The sequence below is a fragment of the Janthinobacterium lividum genome, from assembly GCF_034424625.1.
In the GTDB taxonomy this organism is placed as follows: Bacteria; Pseudomonadota; Gammaproteobacteria; order Burkholderiales; family Burkholderiaceae_D; genus Janthinobacterium; species Janthinobacterium lividum.
The window spans coordinates 1,709,433-1,733,707 of the sequence record NZ_CP139976.1; the positions used below are offsets into that span (position 1 = coordinate 1,709,433).

Sequence of the window (24,275 nt, forward strand, 5' to 3'; positions counted from 1 at the left end):
CCAAAGCGAAGACCGGGGTCAGACCCTGAGGGGCTGCCCCCGGCAGTTCAGGTGTTGGGGTAATAAATATAAAACAAAGGAGACAACATGACCGCCAGACTACAAGGCAAAATCGCCCTGCTCACCGCCGCCGGCCAGGGCATCGGCCGCGCCACGGCCGAAGCGTTCGTGCGCGAAGGCGCCACCGTGATCGCCACCGATATCAACCAGTCCCAGCTCGACGCGCTGAAGGAGGCGACTGGTTGCGCCATCCGCCGGCTCGACGTGACCGATGGCGCGGCGATCACCGCGCTGGCCGACGAGATCGGCTCCGTCGATATCCTGTTCAACTGCGCCGGCTTCGTCGACGGCGGCACCATCCTCGACTGCGACGATGCGGCCTGGGACCGGTCCTTCGACATCAACGCCCGCTCCATGTACCGGCTGATGCGCGCCGTGCTGCCCGGCATGCTGGCCAGGGGCGCCGGCTCCATCGTCAATATGTCGTCCGTGGCGTCCAGCGTGAAGGGCGCGCCGAACCGCTTTATCTACGGTACCTCGAAGGCGGCCGTGGTGGGCATGACGAAATCGGTGGCGGCGGACTTTGTCACGCGCGGCATCCGCTGCAATGCGATCTGCCCCGGCACCATCGAGTCGCCTTCGCTGAAGGAACGCATTGCCGCGCAGGCGGTAGCGACGGGCGTGAGCATCGATGAAGTGCAAGCCGCTTTCGTGGCACGCCAGCCGATGGGAAGAGTGGGCAGGGCAGAGGAAATCGCCGCCCTGGCCGTCTACCTGGCTTCCGATGAATCCGCCTTTACCACCGGCATGGTCCATGTGATCGACGGCGGCTGGTCAAATTAATCACTACAACGAGAGAACCCCATGAAACTGATGCGTTATGGCGCCAAGGGCGCTGAAAAACCTGCCTTGATCGATGCTGACGGCGCCGTGCGCGACCTCTCCGGCGTGCTGTCGGATATCACGGGCGCGACCCTGGGCAAGGATGGCCTGGCGACCCTGGCCGCCATCGATATCGCCAGCCTGCCGGTGGTGGACCATCCCGGCCGCATCGCGCCGCCGTGGAAAGGCGTGGGCAAATTTTTGTGCGTGGGCTTGAACTATGCCGACCATGCTGCCGAATCGGGCATGGCCGTGCCGTTTGAACCGGTGCTGTTCATGAAAGCCACCAGCGCCATCATCGGCGCCAACGATGCCGTGGTGATGCCGCAGGACTCGAAGAAAAGCGACTGGGAAGTGGAACTGGGCGTGGTGATCGGCACCACCGCCCGCTATGTGAGCGAAGCGGATGCGCTGTCGCACGTGGCCGGCTACTGCGTCGTCAATGACTTGTCCGAACGCGAGTATCAACTGGAGCGTGGCGGCCAGTGGGACAAGGGCAAGGGCTGCGATACCTTCGGCCCGATCGGCCCCTGGCTGGTGACGGCCGACGAAGTGGCGGACCCGCAAAACCTGGGCCTGTGGCTGGAAGTCAACGGCAAGCGTGTGCAGGACGGCAATACCAGGACGATGGTCTTCGGCGTGGCCAATCTGGTCAGCTATATCAGCCGCTTCATCACCCTGTACCCGGGCGACATCATCAGCACCGGCACGCCACCGGGCGTGGGCATGGGCCAGAAACCGTCGGCCGTGTACCTGAAGCCGGGCGACACCATGCGTCTGGGGATCAACGGCCTGGGGGAACAGCGGCAGACCGTGCATGCCTGGAATCCGCAGCTGATCGACGGTTAATGAAGTAGCAGACCGGCGTGCCGCCAAGGTGCTCAGACATCGGCGCGCCGGCCTATGGCAGTGGAGTGGAGGAGACACACCATGAATGAATCCGAAGAGATACTGGCGCTGAACAAGGTCAGCAAGCGCTTTCCCGGCGTGCTGGCGCTCGACAACGTCAGTTTCAGCCTGCGCAAGGGCGAGGCGCATGCGCTGTGCGGCGAAAACGGCGCCGGCAAGTCCACCCTGATGAAGGTGATGAGCGGCGTGTACCAGGCTGACGAGGGGGAACTGGTCTACAAGGGCAAGGTATGCAGTTTTGCCTGCAGCGTGGATGCGGAGGCGGCAGGCATCGCCATCATCCACCAGGAACTGAATTTGATCCCGCACCTGAGCGTGGCGGAGAATATTTTCCTCGCGCGCGAACCGGTGCGCGGCATTTTTATCGACCGCAAAAAAATGCGTGCCGACGCGCAGGCGCTTCTGGACCGTTTGAAGCTGCGCATCGACCCGCGCCAGCTGGTCAAGAACCTGTCGTGCGCGCAGCAGCAGATGGTGGAAATCGCCAAGGCCCTGTCGCTCAATACGGAAGTGCTGATCATGGACGAACCCACGTCGTCGCTGACGGAAAGCGAGACGGGCCAGCTGTTCGACATCATCAATGAACTCAAGCGCAATGGCGTGAGCGTGGTCTACATCTCGCACCGCCTGGAAGAGATGCAGCACATCATCGACAGGGTGACGGTGCTGCGCGACGGGAAATTCGTCTGCACCGACGATTTTGCCGCCACCACCCTGGATGCCATCGTGGCCAAGATGGTGGGCCGCACCCTCGATGAAAAATTTCCCGATCGCGTCTCGACGCCGACCGCTGACGTGCTGCTGCGCGTGACCGATTTGCACCGCAAGGATGTCTTCGGCCCGCTGAGCTTTGATTTGCGGCGCGGCGAGATCCTCGGCTTTTCCGGCCTGATGGGCGCGGGACGCACGGAAGTGGCGCGCGCCATCTTCGGCGCCGATCCCCTCACCGGCGGCGCGATCCACCTGGGCGACATGGCGGTGACGATCGCCAGCCCCATCGACGCCATCGGACACGGCATCGCCTACCTGTCGGAAGACCGCAAGAGCCACGGCCTGGCGATCCGCATGTCGGTGGCGGCCAATCTGACCCTGACGAATGTATCGGGGCTGGCGAACCGATTCGGCTTCATCGATTTCGCCAGGGAAGAAGCGGTGGCGCAGCAGTACATCGCGGCGCTGGGCATCAAGACGCCGACCTCGAAACAGATCGCGCGCAACCTCTCGGGCGGCAACCAGCAAAAGATCGTCATCAGCAAATGGCTGTACCGCGAATCGAAAATCATCTTCTTCGACGAACCCACGCGCGGCATCGACGTGGGGGCCAAGTTCGCCATCTACCAGCTGCTCGACAAGCTTGCGTCGGAAGGCATCGGCGTGGTGCTGATCACGTCCGAGCTGCCCGAGATTATGGGCATGACGGACCGGGTGGCCGTGTTCCATGAAGGGCGCATCAGCGGCATCGTCAATACGCGCGAGTCGTCGCAGGAAGAGATCATGCAACTGGCGTCGGGGCGCGTAGCCAGTCCCGCACCTGGCCAGGCGGCAGCCCATTAAAAACAGAAAGCTTAAAAAAATGAATAAAGAACTGATACAAAAATTCGCCGCGCTGGGCAGCCTGTCGCTGTTGCTGCTGGTGTTTTCCCTGACCAGCAACGCCTTTTTCTCCGTCAGCAACGGCATGAGCGTGGCCTTGCAGGTGACGTCGATCGCCTACCTGGGCATTGCCGCCACCTGCGTCATCATCACGGGCGGCATCGACCTGAGTTCCGGCTCCGTGCTGGCGCTGGCCGGCGTGGCCGCCGCGCTGCTCGTCAAGAGCGGCGTGCCCGTGCCGGTCGCCATGCTGGGCGGCGTCGTGGTGGGCGCCATGTGCGGCGCCGTCAACGGCTTTTGCATCACGCAATTGAAACTGCCTCCTTTCATCGCCACCCTGGGCATGATGCTGATCGCCCGTGGCCTGGCGCTGCAGGTGACGGGCGCGCGCGCCATTTCCGGCCTGGGCGACTCGTTCGGCGAACTGGGCAACGGCGTGCTGTGGCGCATCGAGCGCGACACGGGAGGCACCTTTCCCGAAGTCGTCTTCCCTGGCATTCCGTATCCGGTGGTGCTGATGGTGGTGATCGCCGTGGCCGTGTCCATCATGCTCAGCCGCACCACCTTTGGCCGGCATATCTATGCCGTCGGTTCGAATGCGGAAGCGGCGCGCCTGTCTGGCGTGAAGGTGGGGCGCGTGACCCTGCTGGTGTACACCTTGTCCGGCGCCCTGTCGGGCCTGACGGGCTGCGTGCTGATGTCGCGCCTGGTGACAGCGCAGCCGAACGAGGGTGTGATGTACGAACTCGATGCGATCGCCAGCGCCGTGATCGGCGGCGCCTCGCTGATCGGCGGCATCGGCACCATTTCCGGCACCGTCATCGGCTCCTTCGTCATCGGCATCCTGCGCAATGGCTTGAACATGAACGGGGTATCGAGCTTTATCCAGCAAATCATTATCGGACTGGTCATCTTGCTGACCGTCTGGATCGATCAGAAGCGCAACCGCGCCTGAGGCAGTGCAGCAACGCAGTCTTACCTATAAATCTATAATTAAATGAGGACGACAATGAAAACCATCCAAGCCTTCAACACCATCCTGTTCGGTCTGTCGACCGCAGTATTTGCCCTGAGCTCCAGCGCCGCCTTCGCCGCCCCGGGCGAAATCGCCGTGATCGTCAAGACGACCAATTCCAACTACTGGCAAAACGTCAAGAAGGGCGCCACGGCCAGCGCCGCCGATGCCAAGGGCTACAGCCTGACCTTCCAGGGTCCGGCCTCGGAATCGGCCATCGCCGACCAGGTCAGCATGGTGGAAAATGCCGTCACGCGCAAAGTGGCCGGCATCGTGCTGGCCGCGTCCGACCCGGACGCGCTGGTGCCGGCCCTGAAGAAGGCGTGGGAAGCGAAGATTCCCGTGGTGCTGATCGATTCGCTGGTGGCCGACAGCGGCAAGCGCTATTACCAGTCCTTCCTCTCGACCGACAATGAAGCGGCCGGCGAGCAAAGCGCCAAGGCCCTCATTTCGCAGGTCGGCAAGACGGGCAAGATCGCCGTGATGTCGTATGTGGCGGGCGCCGGTTCCGAAACGGGCAGGGTGGGCGGCTTCAAGCGCTATATCGAAAAGAACTCGCAGCTGCAGATCGTCGGCACGTATTACTCGCAGTCGCAGATGGCCACGGCGCTGAACCAGACGACCGACGTGCTGGCCTCGAATCCGGACTTGAAGGGCATCTTCGGCGCCAATGAACCGACGGCCGTGGGCATGGGCCGCGCCATCGCGCAGGCGGGCAAGGCCGGCAAGGTGATCGCCGTGGGCTTCGACGGCAATGAAGACCTGAAAAACTTCGTCAAGGACGGCACCCTGTATGCGACCGCCGTGCAAGGCTCGTACTCGATGGGCGCGCTGGGCGTGAAAACCCTCGTCAGCCTGATCGAAGGCAAGAAGGTCGCGCCGTTCGTCAACACGGGCGTGGTGATCGTCACCAAGGCCAATGTCGAACTGCCGGAAGCGAAGAACGTGTTGTACTGATTTTTCACGTCTTCAGATCCTCAGATCGTCAGGCGCTGGCGCAACTCCTGCAGCAGGGTGCCCGTCTTCGGCGTCAACTGGCGCGCCAGCGGCCATGCCAGATACAACGGCAGGCCTGGCGTGGCCAGCTGCGGCAGCACGGCGACGATGGCGCCTGACGCCAGGTGTTCTTCCACCAGCCACGTGGCCAGCTGCGCCACGCCCAGGCCCGCCAGCACGGCGGCGGTGCGCGCCTCGGCGTCGCCCACCGTCATGCGCGGCGCGGCCACGCGGTATTCCAGCTGGCCGCCCTTGTCCTCATCCGGGAACAGCCACGGCATGGGCGAACCGTCGCCACGGCCATAGGCGATGCAGTCGTGCCGCTCCAGTTCTCCGATGGCGGCGGGCGTGCCGCGTCGCGCCAGGTAGGCGGGCGCCGCGCACAGGATCAGGCGTTCCGCTCCCAGCTGCATCTGGCCCAGCGCGGCGGGCCAGTGCGATGGCGTGCCGATGCGCACGGCGATATCGATGCGCTCTTCGAACAGGTCGACGAAGCGGTCGCTGAAGGCGATCGATGGCTGCAGCCCGGGATACTGCGCGCACAGGGCCAGCAGCGCCGGCATGACGCGCAGGCGGCCGTACGAGGCGGGCACGCCGATGCGCACCTTGCCCGCCAGTTCCGTCGCGTGTTCGGCCAGGATGTCTTCCGCATCGGCCAGTTCCTGCAGCACGCGCTTGCAGGTGGCGTAGTAGGCGCGGCCCGCCTCGCTCAATTTCAGGCGGCGCGTGCTGCGCTCGAACAGGATCACGCCCAGCCGCTCCTCCAGCCGCGCCACGCTCTTGCTGACGGCTGAACTGCTCAGGTGCAGGTGCTCGGCCGCCCTCGTAAAGCTGCCAGCATCCGCGGTGGCGAGAAAGGGCGTGATGCCCTTCAAATGTTCCGATGAAAACATGATTGAGGAATTTTATTCACGAATAGGGTGAAATACTATCGCGGATAAGAATTTCTGTCCGATATATCATGGTTTTTTTTACACAGGCATGGGAGTACGCATGAACAAGCACGCATTGATTATCGGCGCCAGCGGCGTTATCGGCAGCAGCCTGGCCACGCATTTGCTGGCGCAGGGCTGGCAGGTGACGGGCGTCTCGCGCGGCCGCACGCCAGTCCCCGCAGGCTGCGCATGCTTGCCGCTCGATGCCACGGATGGCGCGGCGGTCAGCGCCGCCCTGGCGGGCTTTGACGCCAGCCACGTCTTTTTCACGGCCTGGGCACGCCAGGCAAACGAGCAGGAAAACATCCGCGTCAATGGCGCCATGGTGGCCAATGTGCTGGCTGCCCTGGGCCCCACTGGCCACTTGCGCCATGCGGCGCTGGTGACGGGTCTCAAGCATTACCTGGGACCGTTCGATGCCTATGGCAAGGGCAGCGTTCCCGTCACGCCGTTCCGTGAAGAGCAGGGCCGCCAGGATGTTGACAATTTTTACTATGAGCAGGAAGACCGGCTGTTCGACGCGGCCGCGCAGTACGGTTTTACGTGGAGCGTGCACCGCCCGCACACCATCATCGGCTACGCGCTGGGCAATGCCATGAACATGGGATTAACTTTGGCCGTGTATGCCAGCCTGTGCAAGGCCGGCGGCCAGCCTTTCGTCTTTCCCGGTTCAAGCGCCCAATGGCACGGCTTGTCCGACATGACGGACGCGGGCCAGATCGCGCGCCACCTGGCATGGGCGGCCGACAGCCCCGCCGCGCGCAACGAGGACTTCAATATCGTCAATGGCGACGTGTTCCGCTGGAAGTGGCTGTGGCCGCGCCTGGCCGCCTACTTTGGCGTCGAGGCGGCGGACTTGCCCGGGACGATGGCGCCGCTGGCCGGGCGCATGCAGGACGGGCCCGCGCAGTGGCGCGCCATCGCGCAGCAGCACGGCCTGGTGGAAGCCGACATCAGCCGCCTCGCTTCCTGGTGGCATACGGATGCCGACCTGGGACGGCCGATGGAAGTGATGACGGACATGGGCAAGAGCCGCAAGGCGGGTTTTCTCGATTACCAGGATACGCAGGATGCCTTCATCGCCCTGTTCGAGCGCCTGAAGGCGGAGCGCGTCATTCCGCGCTGACCTGCTCCGCTGCGGCCGGTGGCGCGGCTGCCGCTGCCGCCGCATTACTCTTGTGCTGCTGCGCCCGCTGCCACTCAAGCCCCGGGCGGTCGACGCGAAATTGCAGCAGCCGTCCCTGCACCACTTCCGTCACGTACGCCGTGCGGCCATCGGGGCCGCCGAAGGTGATGTTGCTGGGCTTGGCGCCGGGCACGCTGATCTCGCGCAGGATGCGTCCCTGTGGCGACAGTTTCACCACGCTGCCCTTGCCGTAGCGCGTCACGTACAGGTTGCCGTCGACATCCACGCGCATGCCATCCATGCCGAAATCGTCGAACTTGATCAGCAGGCGCTTGCCGCTCAGGCTGCCGTCCGCGCCGATGTCATACATCCAGATGTTGCGCTGCACACTTTCATTTACATACAAGATCTTGCCGTCGGGGCTGACTTCGATGCCATTGGCCGTACCCATGGTGTCGAGCGCCAGGGTCACCGTGCCATCGGCCGCGATGCGCCACACGCGGCCCGTGTTTTCTTTCCAGTTCGGGTCGCTCGCATACAGCACGTCGTCCTGCGTGATGGCGATATCGTTCGGCTGCGTCATGCGCGGCTCGCGCGCGTGGATGGTCAGCGCGCGCGTGGCCGGATCGACCAGGTAGATCGTGTGTTCCATGTAGTCGGCCAGGTACATCTGCCCACGGCTGCCGAAGCGGATGCCGTTGGCGATGCTGGTGCCGGGCAGGCTCAGGTACACCTCGCCCATGCCGCCGGGGCTGACCTTGCCGATAGTCTGCTGGCGCGCAAAGTTGACGGCATAGATATTGCCATCCGCATCCACGGCCGGGCCTTCGATGCCCTTGGTGAAGGAATGCGGGGCCGTCAAGGTGGTGGCGAGGAACAGCGTTTCGTGCGCGGGGGGACTGGCACAGGCGGACAGGTTGGCCAGCGCGGCGGCCAGCACGGCCGTGCGCAGCGACGGCAGGGCGTATCGGGAATGGGGCATCGAGTGTTCTCTGTATGGCAAAGGTGGCGTATGTTACCCGACGCGCGCCAGCCGGGGCGCCATTCTAAGCCTCACCTCAGGCCGCTACCACGACGAGGTCGGGGAAGTTAGCCTGCCAGCCGTCCCATTCGTCTTGCAGATGGGCGTGCATGCCGGCCCGGTCTTGCGCCTGATCAAAGGTGTCCGCGCTGGCCAGCAGGAAGTGGGCGATGGCGCGCAGGGTGGCCGGGTCGGCCTGTATGGTGACGTCGGAACAGCGTTTGGGGCGTTCTGCGGCTTCGTCCTGCAGATAGCAGTGCAGCGATAAATGTGTGGTCATGGGTATCAATTGTTGATGTAGGCGCCCAGCATGGCGTGTGCGTTCAGTACGGCGCGGGCGGCGTCCAGTTCCTCGTTCGATAAAAACCAGTGGATCCGCCCATGCTTCTCTTCGCTGCGGCCATGGGCTTGCATGCTCTGGCGCAATGCCTGCAGTCTTGGCGGCGGCAGCGCAGCCAGTTTTCCGTGGTTGAAGATATTGACGGGATATACATCGCGCAGGTGCGAAGCTTGCAACCCGCGTCGCTTGATGGCGGCCCAGTTATTTGCGGGGCAAGGAGTGCCAAAGGTCATCGGATGGGCTGCATCGAGCTGCCGGTAGCCGCGTGCGTAGCCGGTGCCGTAGCCCAGGGTTTCACTATAGCCGTACACATACTCGCAATGATCCAGCAAGCCGGGTATGCTTGCCGCGCCGTCGAACAGCTGTTGCAACGGCAGCTTGCTGGCGCGCATCGCTAGCAGCAGCGAAACTGTCGGCTCATACACGGCGAGCGCGTCGCAGTTCGTGACCTCGTCGGCCTCGTCGGGCGGCAAGATCCGAGGTGAAAACAACTCGATGCTGCTGGTATCGGGCGCCAACAGGGTTTTCTCGTAGTTTCGCTGCGAAAACTTGACGACCTTGCCGCTCTTGCTGCCGTAGCGCTCGACGGGTTCGCCGATGTGCGCGAACCAGGCGAACAGCTGCGCGCTGGCCGCGGCGGGAATGAAGGGACTATCCTTGGTGAATTCGCCGACGAGGAAATGGTATTGGTCCATAGGGCAATGCGGGGGGAGGGTATCGAAGCACATATTTTTGCACGGGATGCCAAACGCTGCCAATGCGTGCGTGCGGACCCTCCCTTGAGACGAACTGATGCGTATGTATTTGATTTAAATGAAATTCGGGCCGCATTGCGGTTAGACTAAGTCTGGCTATACTGCAATGACAGCCGTGGTTCTTGTTCTCGGCGGCGCTGGCAATCCCACGGAGACCTCATGTCTTATGCGAATCCCACCACCCATAACGGGTTCCTGATCTCGGCCTACGCTTGCGAACTGCCCGAGGGGTGCTGGCAGGGACAGTTGGTGCTGAGCAAGTGCGGCTTTGAAGATGTCAGGCAAGCCAATCTGGAAAATCGTGAGACGCAGCACGAAGCGGAGCAATCTGCCTTGGCCATGGGCTGGCAGCTGGCCAATTACGTGCTACCCCTGCGCACTGTTGACGATAAGTAATCTAATGCTTTCATTTGGTAAGGGAAATAGAGTATCGTGTTCGGATAGAAAGCAATACACCGTATGCAGCAATAGAGCTGGCGTGCGCGGCGATGTCTGAGTGAACGCCGCGGAGCGAAGAGTTGTCCTTGAGGCCGGCCCCCACAGGCCGTACACCGTCACCATGCACTACACAGCACTCTCGCCGGATCCTGAGGATGCGTCCGCCCAGCAGTTGCCCCCCCCCGAGCACAATCTGCATGCCTTGCATAGCCGCGAAGTCAAGCTGCTGCGGGAGACGATCAATCAATTGTTGATCATGGCCAAGATGCAGGTGCAGGAAAAGGATAAATCCGACGCCTTCGGCCTGCTGATCATGCAGTTGCGCGAAGCCAATCAAAACCTCGTGCTGGCAACGTTTGGCGCGCAGGACATGCAAGCGTCCGCCGAGGCGACGACCTTGCGCCAGACGGAATTCCTGGCCATGCTCGCGCATGAGTTGCGCAATCCCCTCCAGCCACTGGCGATGGCCAATGACTTGCTGGCCAAGAAGGTCGACCTCGATCCCCAACTGGCGCACGTGCATGGCGTGATCGGCCGCCAGGTGGCGCACATGGCGCGGCTGATCGACGACTTGCTCGATGCTTCGCGCGTCAGCAGCGGGAAGATTACCTTGCAGCTGGCGCCCATCCTGCTGAGCGACATCCTCGCCAGCGCCATGGAAGTTGGCCAGGCCAGCATCAGCCAACGCCAGCAAGTGCTGAGCGTGAGCCTGCCGGACGAACCGCTGGTGATCGAAGGGGACCTGGTACGTCTGACACAGGTATTTGCCAACTTGCTCATCAATGCCAGCAAATTCACGCACGAGTTTGGCCACATCGACATCGTCGTCAGGCGCCACGATAATCTGGTGGAAATTGCCGTCACCGACGATGGCGCCGGTATCGCCCTCGATATCCAGCCCTTCATTTTTGACCTGTTTACGCAGGGATTCCGCTCGCTGGAACGGGCGCAGGGCGGCCTGGGTATCGGCCTGTCGCTGGTGCGGATAATTACCCAGCTGCATGGGGGAACCGTGGATGTGTTCAGTGCCGGGGTCGGCTTCGGCAGCCAGTTTGTCTTGCAGCTGCCCCTGTCGTCGCTGGCGCCGCCGTCGCAGGACTTGCAAGTGGAGCATGCGGCGCATGCATCGCCACGCCGCATATTGTTGATCGAGGATAATACCGATGCGGCGGAACTGTTGGCGCTGCTGCTGACGCAGGATGGCCACCATGTCGACGTGCGCAATGACGGTCCCAGTGGCTTGCGCGCCGCGCTCGATGCACCCTACGATGTGATCGTATGCGATATCGGCTTGCCGGGCATGGATGGCTTTCAAGTCATCAGTTCTGCACGCGCGGCCTTGCCGCCGCCGCTGCCGTGCTTTGTCGCCGCGTCCGGATACAGCCAGCTTGGCGAGTTCGACCGTGCTGGCCAGGCAGGGTTTGACCATTACCTGGTAAAACCCATCAATATCGACGCCTTGTCGAAAATAATCACGGCAAAGGTTACCCGCTGACGGGCGAAGGAGTCCTGATGCTTTTTTTTAACATGGTCCATGCACCGAAAACCGCAGAGAAAAGATCCGATTATGGCCACAGTCCATGAACAGCGGCAGCGCAGGATAGAGCACGCGCTGTTACGCGACCCAGGTGCGGTGGTAGACGTCAGTATTCGCCTTTGGGAGCAGCTGGCCACTGAGTTGAATCAGATCATTGGTGAGCGGGGCGTGGAGTCGATGTATGCCCGCAGCCTGCACCAGAGTCAGAAACAGTTCAACTGGCTGACGCCCCATCCGCCGCAAGCGCTGGAAGCTGCCATGAGAGCCTTGCGCGCCAGCTTGCAGGGACAGGCAGAGACCGCCGCCTGCGCGGCGAGCACGGCGATGATGATGCACTTCATCAACACCCTTATTTTATTAATTGGCGAACTCTTAACGAATAGCATCCTCCTCAAGGCCTGGGGTGATGACGTTGTGAATAATGCTGGAACGGAGCCGAACGAATGAACAAAGTCACCATCCAACGCCTGGCCACTGGCGTGCCGGGGCTGGACGAACTGCTGGGCGGCGGAATACCGGAGTTTTCCTTCAATCTGGTAGCGGGCACGCCCGGCAGCGGCAAGACGACGCTGGCGCACCAGATCATGTTTTCCCTCGCCGCGCCGGAGCGCAAGGCGCTGTTTTTCACGGTACTGGGCGAACCACCGCTGAAGATGCTGCGCTATCAGCAGCAGTTTCCTTTCTTCGACGTGGACAAGATCAACCAGTCGATCAAGTTCGTCAATCTGTCGGCTGACTTGCTGGAGGGCGATTTCGACCGCGTGCTGGCGCGCATCGCCGAAGAGGTCGAGGCGTTCTCGCCCAGCCTCGTCTTCGTCGACTCCTTCCGCTCCGTGGTGCAGTCGGCAAAGTCCATGGACACGGGCGCTGCCGGCCTGCAGAATTTTGTGCAGCAGCTGGGCGCGCAAATGACCAGCTGGCTGGCCACGACTTTCCTGATCGGCGAATACCTGGCACCCGAGGCTGAGTCCAGCGCCGTGTTCACGGTCGCCGATGGCATCCTGTGGCTGTCGCAGCTCGTGCACCGCGACGCCATGGTGCGCAAGATCCAGGTGGTCAAGATGCGCGGCCAGTCACAAAGCCTGGGCGCGCATACCTTCCGCATCAATGACGATGGCGTGGAAATCTTTTCCCGCGCCGTGCTGAAGGCCAGTGGCACGGGAAAGGTCAGCATTTCCGGTAATGAGCGCCTGTCGCTGGGCGTGCCGGAGCTCGACCAGATGATGGGGGGCGGCTTGCCGGCCGGCTATTCGCTGCTGCTGGTGGGACCGTCAGGTTCCGGCAAGACCGTGCTGGCCACCCAATTTCTCGCGGAAGGCGTGCGCTGCGGCGAGCCCGGCGTGATCGCCGCCTTCGAGAAAAGCCCGAACCAGCTGCTCAGCCATCAGCTGAATGCCCTCGTCGATTCCGGCCAGATCGGCGTGATCAACACGCGTACGCTCGACCTGTCGCTCGATGAAATCCTGCACGACCTGCTGAGCATGATCACGCGCATGAGGGCCAAGCGCGTGGTCATCGACTCGCTATCCGGCTTTGAAATGGCGCTGGCGTCCATGTTCCGCGAGGATTTCCGCGAATCGCTGTATCGCCTAGTGGCGGCCTTGACGGACATGGGCGTGTCCGTGCTGATGACGGCCGAGCTGGAAGACCAGTACACCATGCTGCGATTCAGTTCCTATGGCAACGCTTTCCTGGCCGACGCCATCGTCATGCAGCGCTACATCGAACTCGAAGGCCAGTTCAAGCGCGTCGTATCGGTGGTGAAGGTGCGCGGAAGCGGCCACAGCAAGGATATCCGCTTCTACGATATCGACGCCGAGGGCATGAAGATCGGTGCGACTCTCAGCCAGTACCAGGGCATCCTGTCGGGCGAGCCTTACCGGGCCTAGGTGCGCGCTGTTGGTGACAGCTGAGTTGAGGCGTATGATGGAAGTGCGGCCATGCTGGCGGTGATGGCTGTACGCAGAGCAGACGAATGCTGCGTCTGCTGTGTTTCCGAGCCGATCAAGAGGAGATATGATGGACAAACCCGAATTCATCCTGGCCGCGAAAGCCATGGAAACGCTGGAGATGTATCAGACCTTCTATGGCCATTCGCAGGAATACCAGGCGCACCAGCAGGAAGTATTGAAACTGCTGCGCCACAAGGGCGCCTCGCTGCTCGTTTCCGAGCATGGCCCGGCGAAGTTTTTGCTGGCGTTTGCCGATGCGCTGGAAGCGGCCAGCTTGCCGGGGGAGTATGTGCCGTTGAGCCGGCGGTAGGGTAGGCTGCTGCTGCTGCTGCTGCTGCTGCTGCTGCTGCGTCATGTGCCTGGCCTTGGTTTTACCAACGCCAGGCAGCGTTCAGGCTAGCAGATCGCTCCAGACGTCCCTTTTCCCGTACGCAGGTCCAGTCCGAAATAGCATTCGTATTCTGCCCCTTTTGTATGAACACAGGCAATATCTCCCCTGCACCGCTCCCGGTAGTCCGCCGAAAAACTGCATGCCTGCTCCTGTTTCACATCGGGGCCAATCTGGGTAAACAGTTCCCTTGCCAATTCCCCTATGACCATGATTGCCACTTTCCGGTCGTTTCGCGTGGGCGGTAGCATTTCGGACAACATTCCACCATAGATCTGATAGTCACCCCGCATGGGCCGGGGTTCGCCAGTCCATACCGGCTGCTTGGCAGCGGCTTGCGACGGTGAGAATAGAACGAGCGCCATGGCGCAGCATGCAAGGTGAATATTCATCAGTGTTCTCTGATTTCAAGCTGAAGATGGTCGTCGTGCCCTTTCAGAGACCGGACGGGCCCACCGGCTATCATCTTTTGCACCTCGCCATCGTTAAAGAATACCGTGGTGGCCATTGGGTGCTGCAGAAACAGGCGTATCAATTTGATGGTGGCGTTCCGGTCATGCACGTCATCAAAGCGCGACACGCGTGCGGACTGGCCTTCCAGCTTGTCCTTCCGCATGGGGCGTAAATCCATTTCAATGCCCTTTCGGTGGCTGACATGCTTGTCGTACCCTAACCCTCCGGCGATACTGATATTGCCGATGTCAAATTTCCCATCATCAATGGCCTGCCATTCACGTGCGATGTAAAAGATTAGGGATAGCATGCTGGGGTACGCATACTGGGCCAGATGACCAGAGCTTGGCATGTGGTGCAGATTGCCATAGACGTAGTAGCCTGCACCTTCCGAAGCCTGGGGCAGGATGAAGAAGCCGCGCTTATCCCTGGACTGAACTTCAAGCATGGTCAACTCCGCTAGGCGAAACGGTGGGAGAGCTGGCATTGTTTCGCATTCCGTTCAATATGGGATTGCTCTACCGCAAACAATTGCGAACTGGCGCTGGGGGCAGCGATGCCATAGCCGAGAGGACACGTTGCGCAGCAAGTGTGGCAGTAACTTTTTTATATCTTGCTTGTTACGATGTGTGAGTATGTTGCTACCTATTTGGTGCACACTTTGCCGGATATCAAACCGGGAGTGTATCCATGATCAGGTCACGCAGCTTGCCGCCACGATTGCTGGGAGCTGGCTTCCGTGGTTTTTCCTTGCTGCCGCTGGCTATCTCATTTGTCGTGCTGGTGTGCCTGTCGCTCCTGGCGATCCAGTTATGGATGACCTTGCGCGCACGGGAAGTGCAGCTGAATGAAGCGGCCCGTGAAAGCGCCAACCTGGCGCAATCCGTTGCACAGCATGCCTATGACACCATCAAGGAGGCCGATACGGTGCTGGTCGGACTGGTGGAGCGGGTGGAGACAGACGGCGTGTCCGAGCTTGAACTGGCCCGTATCCATAAATTGCTGGTCACCCGTGTTGCCGAGCTGCCGCAGCTGCATGGCATCTTCATCTACGCCAAGGATGGCAGCTGGCTGGTGAACTCCCAGAAAGCGCTGTTGAGCAATCTGAATAATTCCGATCGAGATTATTTCAATTACCATCTAACGCATGAGGATCGGGGACCCTATGTCGGACCTCCCGTGCGCAGCAAATCGACGGGACACTGGATAGTCACGGTGTCGCGGCGGATCAATATGCCTGATGGAAGTTTCGGCGGGGTGGTGCTGGCGACCCTCAATATGAATTATTTCAGGCTGTTTTATGAACGTTTTTCGATAGGGGAAAAGGGCGCCATCTTCATCGCAAATGGAGCGGGTATTCTTTTATTGCGCAGGCCATTCGATGAAAGTTTGCTGGGGCGCGATATTTCACAATTCCCCGTGTTTCATGATTATTTACCCAAAAGTCCCGTTGGCACTGCCGTGATCAAGTCGGGAGTCGATGGCGTGACGCGCATCAATAGCTACCGAAGAATCGAGGAGTACCCGCTGGTGGTCTCTGCCGCCTTGTCACAGGATGAGGTGCTTGCCGAATGGCGTCTCGATACGATTTTACAGAACGCGGTGGGCGGCGTATTGGTACTGCTGATTGCCTTCATCGGATACCGCGTGGTGCGGCAAATCGATTTGCGGGTCAAGAGCGAGGCGGGACTGCTCGCGGCGCGCAATGAGCTGGAATTGATCAATGAAACCCTGGCCCGTCTTGCCAGCCAGGATGGGCTGACGGGGTTGGCAAACCGGCGCCACTTCGATCAGTCGCTGCTTGCCGAGTTCAGCCGTGCGCAGCGTGAAAAAAGCGTTCTGGGACTGGTCTTGATCGATGTCGACTTCTTCAAACAATACAACGATATCTATGGCCATGTGGCCGGCGACGAGTGCCTGCGAAAAATTGGCAAAGTGGTGGCCTACAGCATGCGCAGACCGGGCGACCTTGCAGCGCGCTATGGTGGCGAGGAACTGGTCATTTTATTGCCCGGTACGGATCTGCCGGGCGCGTTGGCGGTGGCGGAAGGCGTTCGCGATGCCGTGCAATCGCTGGGCATCGAGCATCGGGGCAATCCCCTTGGCGTGGTGACGGCCAGCGTCGGCGTGGCGGCTTTCATGCCGACACACCTGGAAAACCAGGCGGTCGAGCTGGTTGAACTCGCTGACAAGGCCTTGTACAAGGCCAAGGCATCCGGCAGAAATCAGGTCTGTTATGCATCGTCTCGCGAACCTGCCGAACAGGCCACGACGGCTTTTGCGTTTCGATAGCAATTTTTGAAGACGCAGCAGGGCCGGTGCCGGCTTTGCGCTGTGTCCAGGGCGGCGCGTGCGCCAGTCTGATCCATGTACAATCGGCAACATACGGATCGACGTATCCGCTCCTTCCCTGCGGAGTACGCTTGAGCGTGACACAAATATTGCAAACCTGGCTGCTGGCCTGGCGGGAAGCCTTCATGTGCGTTGGCCTGGGACTGCGCGATGCGCGTCATGCGGGGCTGTGGTGGCGCTCCGCGCTGTGGTGCATGGCGGTCGTGGCTCTGTGGCTGGGACTGTATGGCTACTTCGGCCGCTTCTTTGTCGAGCTGAGCGCCATGCTGGCGCTGGTGTCGGTTACCGGATTGCTGGGGCTGGGCGTGATGGATGGCGTCGGGACACTGGCCAACGGGCCTGCCACGCTTTCGCAGATGGGCAATATCGCCGGTGGCCTGGGCAGCGCCGCCAAGGCCCTGCTGTCGATCGGCCAGATCGCCCTGGTCTTGCTGGCGCTGGCTGCCTTTTTCTATGGGATGGTTTTTATCGTCGGCGCCATCGGCACGGCGCGCTTGCCGCTGCGCTGGTTGTTGCTGGAGCGCGCCAAGGCTGTGGCGGCGCGCCGCTATGTCGCGTGGCAGGCACCGGCCGGCCTGGAGCGGTCCGCCGCGCCCCCCGCCTGGCGGCGGCGTCTGCTGCTGTTGCTTTCCCTGCTGATCCCCGTGTGGGCCATGTGCGTGCTGATCTCGTACTTGCTGGCCTGGAATGTCCAGATGGTCTACGGCGCGGCAGCTGAAGATGTGCTCGGCGCGGAACAGCAAGCGGCGTTGCGCAGCGAACAGCGTCCGGTGATTTTTGCCCTGGGCCTGCTGTTGTGCTTGCTGATGCTCGTACCGGTCCTCAATTTATTGTTGCCAGCCGTGCTGTGCACCAGCGTTTGCCATTTGCAGCGCCGCGGCTGGCGCGCAACGAACGCATCAATCAACGTGGAGTGAACAAGGAGTGAACATGAGTGAACACGCAAGACGCGACACCCTGGAGCGCGCGATTGAAATCGCCGCCGCCACCCATGCCGGCCAGACGGACAAGGGCGGCGCGCCGTACATTCTCCACCCCTTGCGCGTCATGCTGCGCGTCGCCCCCGGCGCCCAGCAGATTGTCGCCGTGCTGCATGATGTGGTGGAAGACAGCGACGGCAAAGTCACCTTTGACGACCTGGCACGCGAAGGGTTCTCGCAGGAAGTCATCGACGGCGTGCGCGCCGTGACCAAGATCGAAGGCGAGTCCTACGATGCGTTCATCGCCCGCGCAGCATTGAACCCCGTCGGCAAGGCCGTCAAGCTGGCTGATCTGGCAGAGAATAGCGACTTGTCGAGGATAGAGAATCCGACGCAGAAGGATTTGGAGCGGGTGGCAAAGTATCGGAGGGCTATTCAGCAACTCATATCGCAGCAATGATTCTTTCATGCCGAGAGCGTATCCGAGTGGCTCTGGCCCCCGAGATCACGGGGTACGGGCAAGAGCCTTGCGGATGGCCTGCTCGACGGGACGGTCTATCAGCGCCAGGACGATGACCACGACAGCGGTAACAATCAGTCCCTCCAGTAAAGCTGGATCAGGGAAAAGTTGCTGATTGGCGATAGGAGCGGGCACTGTTGCACGCTTCCAGACAAGCAGCACCAGGGCGGCGCCAGCGGCGAGCAGCATGGCCGGTCGACGATGGTGCAAGCGGGCGATTTGCCCCATCAGCAGCAGCGCGATACCCCACGCAAAAGGATAGAAGCCGTGATCGAACAAGATCATGCGTTCATCATAGTATGCGCCGGTGTACCAGGCAAAACGGGAGAAGCCGAAAAGACCATAAGCGACGAGGGCCACCGCCAGCACAAGGAAACTGGAGGAAAGCAGGCGAGCAATTTTCATGGTTGGGATTTCTTTGCCAATGCTTCGAGATCGCGTTCGGCCAGATGGCGCTTCTGCTTGGTGACTTGGATAATCTTGCCTTTGCTGAAGATAACTCGCTGGCCATGCCTGTAATCCTGCTCGCTATTTTTTTCGCCGCCGCCATTGATGTTCGGGTTGGCCTGGTCGGCGTGACCGATAACAACGGACGCGGACGTGAGTCTAGATTTTTAGTATTAGTAAATATGGCATATTTATTAATTGCATTAGCGTTATGCTGGTGCTCGGGTATGGCTGGTTTTAATTCTGGGGGGGAGCCGCCGCGCTGCAGCGCATTAGGCGTCTTGAAAGTTTTGCTGGCAAAGTGCAGACAATTAACCGGCCAAGAGCGGATGTGGAATAAGCTTGCGCTGCTTCTTGCATTCCGTTACGGGCCAGAATACAAGTTGTTTAATTCAGGGCGTGCAGTCGCCTATTTCTAAATATGGAATCAATCACAGTGATGGCAAAAAAGTGGAAGAACCAAGAGGTGCGAAGCTACAATGGCCTCGTGTGCACCAACGGTGATATCTACGAAGTGCACGAAACCTGGATGGCCAAAGTACATGAAGAACAGGAGCTTGGCAGTTGGCTCAATGTCGCGATTCTGGCACAAGAAGAGCTGTATGGTGGACAGTACATAGTCAAGTGCGGAGAGGCTATGGAACACGGCTCAATCGGCGTAGTCGTTTTGGAATCGCTGCAAAATCATGAACCTGTTTGGACGTTTGTTTCGGATCAATCCAATCCATTTGATCAAATAACAATCAAGGCTGGCTGGGTTGTGGTGCTGTCAACGTCAGGTGCCGTATTTCGGTTTGGTACTCCAATAAGGGAGGCAAGGCTTCTGCTTGCGAGTCCTTCGACCCATGGCGCTAAGGACGGGAATTTGTAAAGTGAACGCTGCGCCTCCGCTCTCTGGCCGCACGGGTTCCGTAGTGCAGACTCAAGCCGGCGATGTAGTGGCAAGCGATAATTGGCTGCTGGATTTAAGCCCTCGATCTTTTAATCTCTGGGCCCGCTGGCTCAACTACAAGTCAGGTTGCGACATGGAGCATTCGTTTTCACGCTTGATAATTGCGGCTGGTGTGGCTTGTTTAGTCATGGGCATGGCCGCTATTCAACAAATGCGGCTGAATCGTCCCACCGGTAAAGTAAAATATTTTCTGCTTAAATTAGCGGTGTTAGTCTGGCTGGTGAGTGGACTATTTGTCGGAACGCTCTACAGTCACGGAGTCGATGTGGCGTGGTACATTTTTGGTGTCGCCGTTAGCCTGGCCGGATGTGTCGTTGCAGGCATTGTGGTGTTTGCCTGGCCGTTTTTCACAGGGCGCAAGCCGGACAGTTAATATACTTTATGAAGTTGCATTACTTACGGATTTAGTTGCAGACCGACATCTTTACGATATATGTAATCCGATTCTATGAACCAAATTCTTGGCTTTGCCTCACTAATTGGCTTTGCAACCGCACTGATTGTGCACATTGCGGCATTGATGGGAGTCAATGTATCTGATAATTTTCCTGCGATCTGGTGGCTGCACGGCGGCATTTTCATTGTGTTCATTCCGTTTGTCTTCTCCAGTCGAAAGTCACTCGGCCCCAAACCAACGTTCGCTGAACTACGCGCAGCTTTTCCGAAGTGGGTGGTCGGACTGGGACTCTGTATAGCTGCTTACGCATTGGTGAATTTTGCACTCTTCATGATGAATGCGGCGGGCGGTAATCCTTCGATCGTTGACGGAAAATTTGTGCTATTGAACCGTGGAAATTTCATTCGCGAACTGACCGCCGTGGAGTATTCCACTTTCAAGATAAATCAAGTGCGTGGTTTCTCCGGGCACTGGCTAGTGTTCTACTTTGTGCCATTTGCGTATTTCATGTTCCATAAGAGATCTCAGCCGTTCAATTCGACGCCTTCGGCGCGGCTGCATTGATGCATGGGGTTTTTCTGTCCAAGTGGCCGTATCAAGCAATACTGATGGCGGTAACGACGCTGAAACTGTCGCAGTCCAGGCGGCATCAATCGTCATGACCCAAAAACACAATGAGACTGGGCTACCGAGGTCGCTGTTATGAAACCCGGCCTGCTCGGACGCTCCATGTCCGCTGTGGGGCGGACGCGGACGGAGCCGATTAGCGCTGCGAATCGCCATCAGTAGCCTAAGGCCGCGATTCTCAGCGCGGGAATTTATACCGTACCAGGAGCGTAGGTCCTTTGCCGCCGGGTGGTGTCAGCAGTATCTCGTCACCCGGCTGCATCTCTTCATACATTACCGTGCAACAGGTCGGCATCGAGTGGCCGCGCGCCGGATAAACGCCAACGTCGGTGTGCAGGTTCGCAGCGCGTACGTCCACGCTGGACTTGCCGGCCTTTCCTTCTTCTTGCAGCAGCTTGCGCAGTGCAGTGACGAAGTCCCCTTTGCTGAGCCTGGCAGGTGCTTGGGTTGCTTGCGGGCGAGCGTTTGTGTCGTTTTTCATGGCAGTTTTCTTCAGTGAGTACATTTCCGCCACTATATCATTGGCCCCTGATGTTGCAGGACAGACAGCCGCTGGATTTAATCAGTAAAGACCGAACACAATTTCCGCTGTTCTTCCGGCCGCCTGATCTGCATACGGTATCCAACGCCCGTATATTCTGGCAATCATCGTCCAGCATGCCTTATCTGTTTTGCTTCCCACATAGAGGGGCAGGTCCGTCATTGGCACATGGCCTGAGCAGCTGATGTTGTTGCTAGGAAACCGCCTGCGGCGCAAGAGCTAGTCAGAGGAATCGGAGAGGGTTGCGCTTGCAAGCGCAACCCGGTTTTGCGGCACCGAGCTGCGCTCGCCGAAGTCCCGCAAAACCCCCGCGCCCGTACCGGACGCGGACGCGACGTCCGTGTTCTGCATGCATGGAATAAATAAAAAGGGCCTCCCCGCCAAAACGGGGAAGCCCTTTTATTTATTCAGTGGTGGAGACGGCGGGAATCGAACCCGCGTCCGCAAGCACTCTACAGACAGTTCTACATACTTAGCACTATCATTTAATTTAACTCAGCCAGCACGGATGTGCACGTTATGGGCAAGCGAGTTACCTATTATTTAGTCGGACGCTAAGTAACCCAGCATACGACGAGTCCCTGTAAATGACTCTAGAGCTTTTGACGGCCCACCCCAGGGACGAGGTGTTCTAGAGCTAACAGCGATTAAGCTGCCAGTGCGTACGAGTTATCGTTTGCAGTTAAGTTTTTTCAGGTTGTATTTACGAGGTAGCCCGCCCTCGGTATGCCCTGCGCTGCTTTGCAACCCACGTCGAAACCAGGTCGTCCCCACAGAACCTTCATTGTAGCGCAATCTGCCCACTCTTGCATGATGCATTCGCTTGCCGTCGTGCCAGATCAAGCGCAGGCCATTTATGCCGCCAGCTGCCGCGCCTGCGCCGCCTTCACCACGGCGCTGACCAGCTCAAGCAACGCTTGCGGCGTGTCCAGCAAATGGTCGGCGTTCCAGTGCTGCGGCTCGACGGGGCCACAGTAGCCCCAGGCGCAGGCGACCGTGCGCATGCCGGCGGCGCGGCCGGCCTGGATGTCGCGCAGGTCGTCGCCCACGTACCAGCAGTCTTCCGGCGCCAGCTCCAGGCGACGCGCCGCTTCCAGCAGGGGGGCTGGGTGGGGTTTCGGGTGCGCCATGGTGTCGCCCGAGATCACGCAGCCGGCGGCGCCCAGGCCGATCTGGCCGACCAGCGGGTCGGTGAAGCGGGCGGCCTTGTTGGTGACCACGCCCCAGGCCAGGCCCAGGGCTTGCAGGCCTTCCAGCAGTGCGGGGATGCCGTCGAATAAGCGGCTTTCCACGGCCAGGGCCGCTTCGTAATTGTTCAGGAAGCCGTCTTTCAGGGCTTCGTAGCCGCTTTCGCCCGGTTGGACGCCATACGACGCGCCTATCATGCCGCGCGCGCCGGCCGAAGCCGTGGGGCGCAGGATGTCATACGGGGTCGGCGCCAGGCCGGCGCGCGCGCGCAGCAGGTTGATGGCCGCTGCCAGGTCGGGCGCGGTGTCGGCCAGGGTGCCGTCGAGGTCGAACAGGATGGCGCGCGGTGCTGGCAGATGGTCTGTGATCATGGCGGGCAAAGTGTGTCAAGTGGGAATGAAAAATGGCGGCCGCAGCCGCCTTGTATTGTGCGTGATGGTTACAGCGGCCGGGTGCAGGCCACCAGGTAATTGACGCTGGTATCGCTATTAAGTGAGTAAATCTTGGTCAATGGATTGTAGCCCATGCCGCGCATGCTGTTGACGTCCAGCCCGGCGCTGCGCAGGTATTGCGACAGTTCCGCCGGGGTGATGAATTTGTCATAGTCGTGCGTGCCTTTCGGCAACAGACGCAGCAGGTATTCGGCGCCCAGGATGGCGAACAGATACGCTTTCGGGTTGCGGTTCAGGGTCGACAGGAACACGTGGCCGCCCGGTTTCACCAGTGCGGCGCAGGCCTTGACGATGGCGGCGGGGTCCGGCACGTGCTCGAGCATTTCCATGCAGGTCACGACGTCGTACTGGCCCGGCTCTTCCTCGGCCATGGCTTCGGCGGCGATCAGCTTGTAGCGCACCTTGGCGCCCGATTCCAGGCTGTGCAGGTCGGCAACTTTCAATGCCTTGTCGGACAGGTCGATGCCCGTCACGTCGGCGCCCTTGCGGGCCATCGATTCGGCCAGGATGCCGCCGCCGCAGCCGATGTCGATCACGCGCTTGCCGGCCAGCGGCACTTTCGCGTTGATCCATTCCAGGCGCAGGGGGTTAATTTCGTGCAGGGGACGAAACTCGGAAGTGGGGTCCCACCAGCGGTGGGCCAGCTCACTGAATTTTTGGATTTCAAGAGGGTCGGCGTTCATAGGTCGAATAATAGCGGCAATTTTACAATTGGGCAGCCACGGACGAAAAAAAACCCCGCCGTAGCGGGGTTTTTCATGCTGTTCTTGACTTGCGCGATGACTTGCAGCAAGTCCAGGGAATCAGCTATTACTTGTTGCGGGTACCAACAACTTCGATTTCCACGCGACGGTTTTTCGCACGGCCTTCGGCAGTTTTGTTATCAGCAACAGGTTGTTTCTCGCCTTTGCCTTCGGTGTACACGCGGTTGCTTTCAACGCCTTTGGTGACCAGGTAGGCTTTGACAGCATCAGCACGACGTACCGACAGTTTTTGGTTGTAAGCATCGGTGCCGACGGAGTCGGTGTGACCCACAGCGATGATGACTTCCAGGTTGATGCCGCCCAGTTGTGCGGACAGTTCGTCCAGCTTGGCTTTGCCTTCTGGCTTCAGCGTAGCTTTGTCGAAATCGAAGAATGCATCAGCAGCGAAGCTGACTTTTTCCGAGGTAGGAGCAACGACGACTGGTACTGGTACGACAACGACTGGTGCCGGTGCTGGTACGACTGGTGCTGGAGGAGCCACGCATTTGCCGTCTTGCAGGGTTTCTGGCTCTACGCACAGTGGCACGTCGCAACCTGGCACTGCGTCAGCAGGTGTCCAGTAGCCGGTACGCCAGCACAGGCCGAATGGGTCACGCACGATTACGCCGCGGGCATCTTGCACGTAAGCGCTTTTTGGGCTTGGTGCTTTGATGTCAGTGGTAACTGGCGCGAATGGTGGGGAGGTTGGGGTTTGGGCCGAAGCCGAGCCAGCAATCACTGCGGATGCAGCGAAAAACAGCGTTACAAATTTATTCATTCTTTTTTCCTTTCGGGG

The 24,275-nt window shown here is 60.1% G+C and carries 29 protein-coding genes and 1 other RNA gene; 18 read left to right on the forward strand and 12 right to left on the reverse strand.

Translation table 11 applies throughout. The features are described 5' to 3' along the window. The first annotated feature begins 87 nt into the window (after positions 1 to 87). The 5 genes from U0004_RS07735 (at position 88) to U0004_RS07755 (ending at position 5,356) form a co-directional block, all read left to right on the forward strand. Entirely contained in the window at positions 88 to 843 is a 756-nt protein-coding gene (locus tag U0004_RS07735; protein ID WP_070257547.1) for an SDR family oxidoreductase, read from the forward strand. Between the two features lie 21 nt (positions 844 to 864). Next, positions 865 to 1,731 (forward strand): fumarylacetoacetate hydrolase family protein, encoded by an 867-nt coding sequence (locus U0004_RS07740; protein WP_070257548.1) that lies wholly within the window; start codon positions 865 to 867, stop codon positions 1,729 to 1,731. A gap of 81 nt (positions 1,732 to 1,812) precedes the next feature. Continuing rightward, positions 1,813 to 3,345, forward strand: coding sequence for a sugar ABC transporter ATP-binding protein (locus tag U0004_RS07745; RefSeq protein ID WP_225317206.1), 1,533 nt, complete (start codon positions 1,813 to 1,815; stop codon positions 3,343 to 3,345). A 19-nt stretch (positions 3,346 to 3,364) separates the two neighbouring features. Beyond that, on the forward strand, positions 3,365 to 4,339 hold the full coding sequence (locus U0004_RS07750; protein ID WP_070257549.1) for an ABC transporter permease: 975 nt from the start codon (positions 3,365 to 3,367) through the stop codon (positions 4,337 to 4,339). Positions 4,340 to 4,393: 54 nt separating this feature from the next. Further along, positions 4,394 to 5,356: an ABC transporter substrate-binding protein gene (locus U0004_RS07755; protein ID WP_070257550.1), complete on the forward strand. Its 963-nt coding sequence runs from the start codon at positions 4,394 to 4,396 to the stop codon at positions 5,354 to 5,356. A gap of 20 nt (positions 5,357 to 5,376) precedes the next feature. On the opposite strand, the gene U0004_RS07760 is transcribed toward U0004_RS07755, so the two are convergent. Next, positions 5,377 to 6,288 carry a LysR substrate-binding domain-containing protein gene (locus tag U0004_RS07760; protein WP_070257551.1) on the reverse strand — a complete coding sequence of 304 codons (912 nt, stop codon included), beginning with the start codon at positions 6,286 to 6,288 and terminating at the stop codon, positions 5,377 to 5,379. A gap of 100 nt (positions 6,289 to 6,388) precedes the next feature. On the opposite strand from U0004_RS07760, the gene U0004_RS07765 reads away from it, so the two are divergent. Then, positions 6,389 to 7,456, forward strand: a complete 1,068-nt coding sequence (locus U0004_RS07765) for an SDR family oxidoreductase (protein WP_070257552.1) — start codon at positions 6,389 to 6,391, stop codon at positions 7,454 to 7,456. Here the strand turns inward: U0004_RS07765 and U0004_RS07770 are convergent. The 3 genes from U0004_RS07770 to U0004_RS07780 form a co-directional block, all read right to left on the reverse strand. After that, positions 7,443 to 8,438, reverse strand: coding sequence for an SMP-30/gluconolactonase/LRE family protein (locus U0004_RS07770; RefSeq protein ID WP_231958433.1), 996 nt, complete (start codon positions 8,436 to 8,438; stop codon positions 7,443 to 7,445). The genes U0004_RS07765 and U0004_RS07770 overlap by 14 nt on opposite strands. Before the next feature lie 76 nt (positions 8,439 to 8,514). After that, a complete protein-coding gene (locus U0004_RS07775; RefSeq protein ID WP_070257553.1) occupies positions 8,515 to 8,757 on the reverse strand; it encodes an Imm32 family immunity protein in 243 nt (80 codons plus the stop codon). Positions 8,758 to 8,762: 5 nt separating this feature from the next. Beyond that, positions 8,763 to 9,512 (reverse strand): hypothetical protein, encoded by a 750-nt coding sequence (locus U0004_RS07780; protein ID WP_070257554.1) that lies wholly within the window; start codon positions 9,510 to 9,512, stop codon positions 8,763 to 8,765. Between the two features lie 219 nt (positions 9,513 to 9,731). Between U0004_RS07780 and U0004_RS07785 the strand changes: the two genes are divergently transcribed. The 5 genes from U0004_RS07785 (at position 9,732) to U0004_RS07805 (ending at position 13,809) form a co-directional block, all read left to right on the forward strand. Then, positions 9,732 to 9,968, forward strand: coding sequence for a hypothetical protein (locus U0004_RS07785; RefSeq protein ID WP_070257555.1), 237 nt, complete (start codon positions 9,732 to 9,734; stop codon positions 9,966 to 9,968). Between the two features lie 163 nt (positions 9,969 to 10,131). Beyond that, the gene (locus U0004_RS07790; RefSeq protein ID WP_231958431.1) at positions 10,132 to 11,505 is read left to right on the forward strand and encodes a hybrid sensor histidine kinase/response regulator; all 1,374 of its coding nucleotides are present in this window, start codon (positions 10,132 to 10,134) and stop codon (positions 11,503 to 11,505) included. Between the two features lie 72 nt (positions 11,506 to 11,577). Next, positions 11,578 to 11,994: a hypothetical protein gene (locus U0004_RS07795; protein ID WP_070257556.1), complete on the forward strand. Its 417-nt coding sequence runs from the start codon at positions 11,578 to 11,580 to the stop codon at positions 11,992 to 11,994. After that, positions 11,991 to 13,436, forward strand: coding sequence for an ATPase domain-containing protein (locus U0004_RS07800; RefSeq protein ID WP_070257557.1), 1,446 nt, complete (start codon positions 11,991 to 11,993; stop codon positions 13,434 to 13,436). The genes U0004_RS07795 and U0004_RS07800 overlap by 4 nt, the downstream gene beginning before the upstream one ends. 130 nt (positions 13,437 to 13,566) lie before the next feature. Further along, on the forward strand, positions 13,567 to 13,809 hold the full coding sequence (locus U0004_RS07805) for a hypothetical protein (protein ID WP_070221783.1): 243 nt from the start codon (positions 13,567 to 13,569) through the stop codon (positions 13,807 to 13,809). 86 nt (positions 13,810 to 13,895) lie between these two features. Here U0004_RS07805 and U0004_RS07810 read toward each other — a convergent pair whose 3' ends face one another. After that, a complete protein-coding gene (locus tag U0004_RS07810) occupies positions 13,896 to 14,279 on the reverse strand; it encodes a hypothetical protein (RefSeq protein ID WP_081345701.1) in 384 nt (127 codons plus the stop codon). Beyond that, on the reverse strand, positions 14,279 to 14,788 hold the full coding sequence (locus tag U0004_RS07815) for a hypothetical protein (RefSeq protein ID WP_139144181.1): 510 nt from the start codon (positions 14,786 to 14,788) through the stop codon (positions 14,279 to 14,281). Before U0004_RS07815 ends, U0004_RS07810 begins: the two co-directional genes overlap by 1 nt. 242 nt (positions 14,789 to 15,030) lie before the next feature. On the opposite strand from U0004_RS07815, the gene U0004_RS07820 reads away from it, so the two are divergent. From U0004_RS07820 to U0004_RS07830, 3 genes are all read left to right on the forward strand, one after another. After that, the gene (locus tag U0004_RS07820) at positions 15,031 to 16,632 is read left to right on the forward strand and encodes a sensor domain-containing diguanylate cyclase (RefSeq protein WP_070257560.1); all 1,602 of its coding nucleotides are present in this window, start codon (positions 15,031 to 15,033) and stop codon (positions 16,630 to 16,632) included. A 131-nt stretch (positions 16,633 to 16,763) separates the two neighbouring features. After that, the gene (locus tag U0004_RS07825) at positions 16,764 to 17,609 is read left to right on the forward strand and encodes a hypothetical protein (RefSeq protein ID WP_139144182.1); all 846 of its coding nucleotides are present in this window, start codon (positions 16,764 to 16,766) and stop codon (positions 17,607 to 17,609) included. 13 nt (positions 17,610 to 17,622) lie between these two features. Next, positions 17,623 to 18,072, forward strand: a complete 450-nt coding sequence (locus U0004_RS07830; RefSeq protein ID WP_070257562.1) for an HD domain-containing protein — start codon at positions 17,623 to 17,625, stop codon at positions 18,070 to 18,072. 45 nt (positions 18,073 to 18,117) lie between these two features. Here the strand turns inward: U0004_RS07830 and U0004_RS07835 are convergent, their stop codons facing one another. After that, positions 18,118 to 18,537 carry a hypothetical protein gene (locus U0004_RS07835; RefSeq protein ID WP_070257563.1) on the reverse strand — a complete coding sequence of 140 codons (420 nt, stop codon included), beginning with the start codon at positions 18,535 to 18,537 and terminating at the stop codon, positions 18,118 to 18,120. A gap of 44 nt (positions 18,538 to 18,581) precedes the next feature. Here U0004_RS07835 and U0004_RS07840 point away from each other — a divergent pair, with 44 nt between their 5' ends. The 4 genes from U0004_RS07840 to U0004_RS07855 all read left to right on the forward strand — a co-directional run bounded on the left by U0004_RS07840 (position 18,582) and on the right by U0004_RS07855 (position 20,492). Further along, positions 18,582 to 18,998: a hypothetical protein gene (locus U0004_RS07840; RefSeq protein WP_139144183.1), complete on the forward strand. Its 417-nt coding sequence runs from the start codon at positions 18,582 to 18,584 to the stop codon at positions 18,996 to 18,998. Between the two features lie 17 nt (positions 18,999 to 19,015). Continuing rightward, complete coding sequence (locus U0004_RS07845; RefSeq protein WP_139144184.1) at positions 19,016 to 19,450, forward strand: hypothetical protein; 435 nt, start codon at positions 19,016 to 19,018, stop codon at positions 19,448 to 19,450. Between the two features lie 43 nt (positions 19,451 to 19,493). Beyond that, complete coding sequence (locus tag U0004_RS07850; RefSeq protein ID WP_139144185.1) at positions 19,494 to 19,904, forward strand: hypothetical protein; 411 nt, start codon at positions 19,494 to 19,496, stop codon at positions 19,902 to 19,904. A gap of 75 nt (positions 19,905 to 19,979) precedes the next feature. Next, complete coding sequence (locus U0004_RS07855; protein WP_070257567.1) at positions 19,980 to 20,492, forward strand: hypothetical protein; 513 nt, start codon at positions 19,980 to 19,982, stop codon at positions 20,490 to 20,492. Between the two features lie 241 nt (positions 20,493 to 20,733). Here U0004_RS07855 and U0004_RS07860 read toward each other — a convergent pair whose 3' ends face one another. The 5 genes from U0004_RS07860 to ompA all read right to left on the reverse strand — a co-directional run bounded on the left by U0004_RS07860 (position 20,734) and on the right by ompA (position 24,257). After that, complete coding sequence (locus U0004_RS07860) at positions 20,734 to 21,036, reverse strand: HNH endonuclease (protein ID WP_070257596.1); 303 nt, start codon at positions 21,034 to 21,036, stop codon at positions 20,734 to 20,736. 471 nt (positions 21,037 to 21,507) lie between these two features. Continuing rightward, positions 21,508 to 21,868, reverse strand: a transfer-messenger RNA (tmRNA) gene (ssrA, locus tag U0004_RS07865). 82 nt (positions 21,869 to 21,950) lie between these two features. After that, entirely contained in the window at positions 21,951 to 22,655 is a 705-nt protein-coding gene (locus U0004_RS07870) for an HAD family hydrolase (RefSeq protein ID WP_070257568.1), read from the reverse strand. A gap of 68 nt (positions 22,656 to 22,723) precedes the next feature. Then, positions 22,724 to 23,419: a bifunctional 2-polyprenyl-6-hydroxyphenol methylase/3-demethylubiquinol 3-O-methyltransferase UbiG gene (gene ubiG, locus U0004_RS07875; protein WP_034751812.1), complete on the reverse strand. Its 696-nt coding sequence runs from the start codon at positions 23,417 to 23,419 to the stop codon at positions 22,724 to 22,726. A 127-nt stretch (positions 23,420 to 23,546) separates the two neighbouring features. Next, positions 23,547 to 24,257 carry an outer membrane protein OmpA gene (gene ompA / locus U0004_RS07880; RefSeq protein WP_034782001.1) on the reverse strand — a complete coding sequence of 237 codons (711 nt, stop codon included), beginning with the start codon at positions 24,255 to 24,257 and terminating at the stop codon, positions 23,547 to 23,549. Between the last annotated feature and the right edge of the window lie 18 nt (positions 24,258 to 24,275).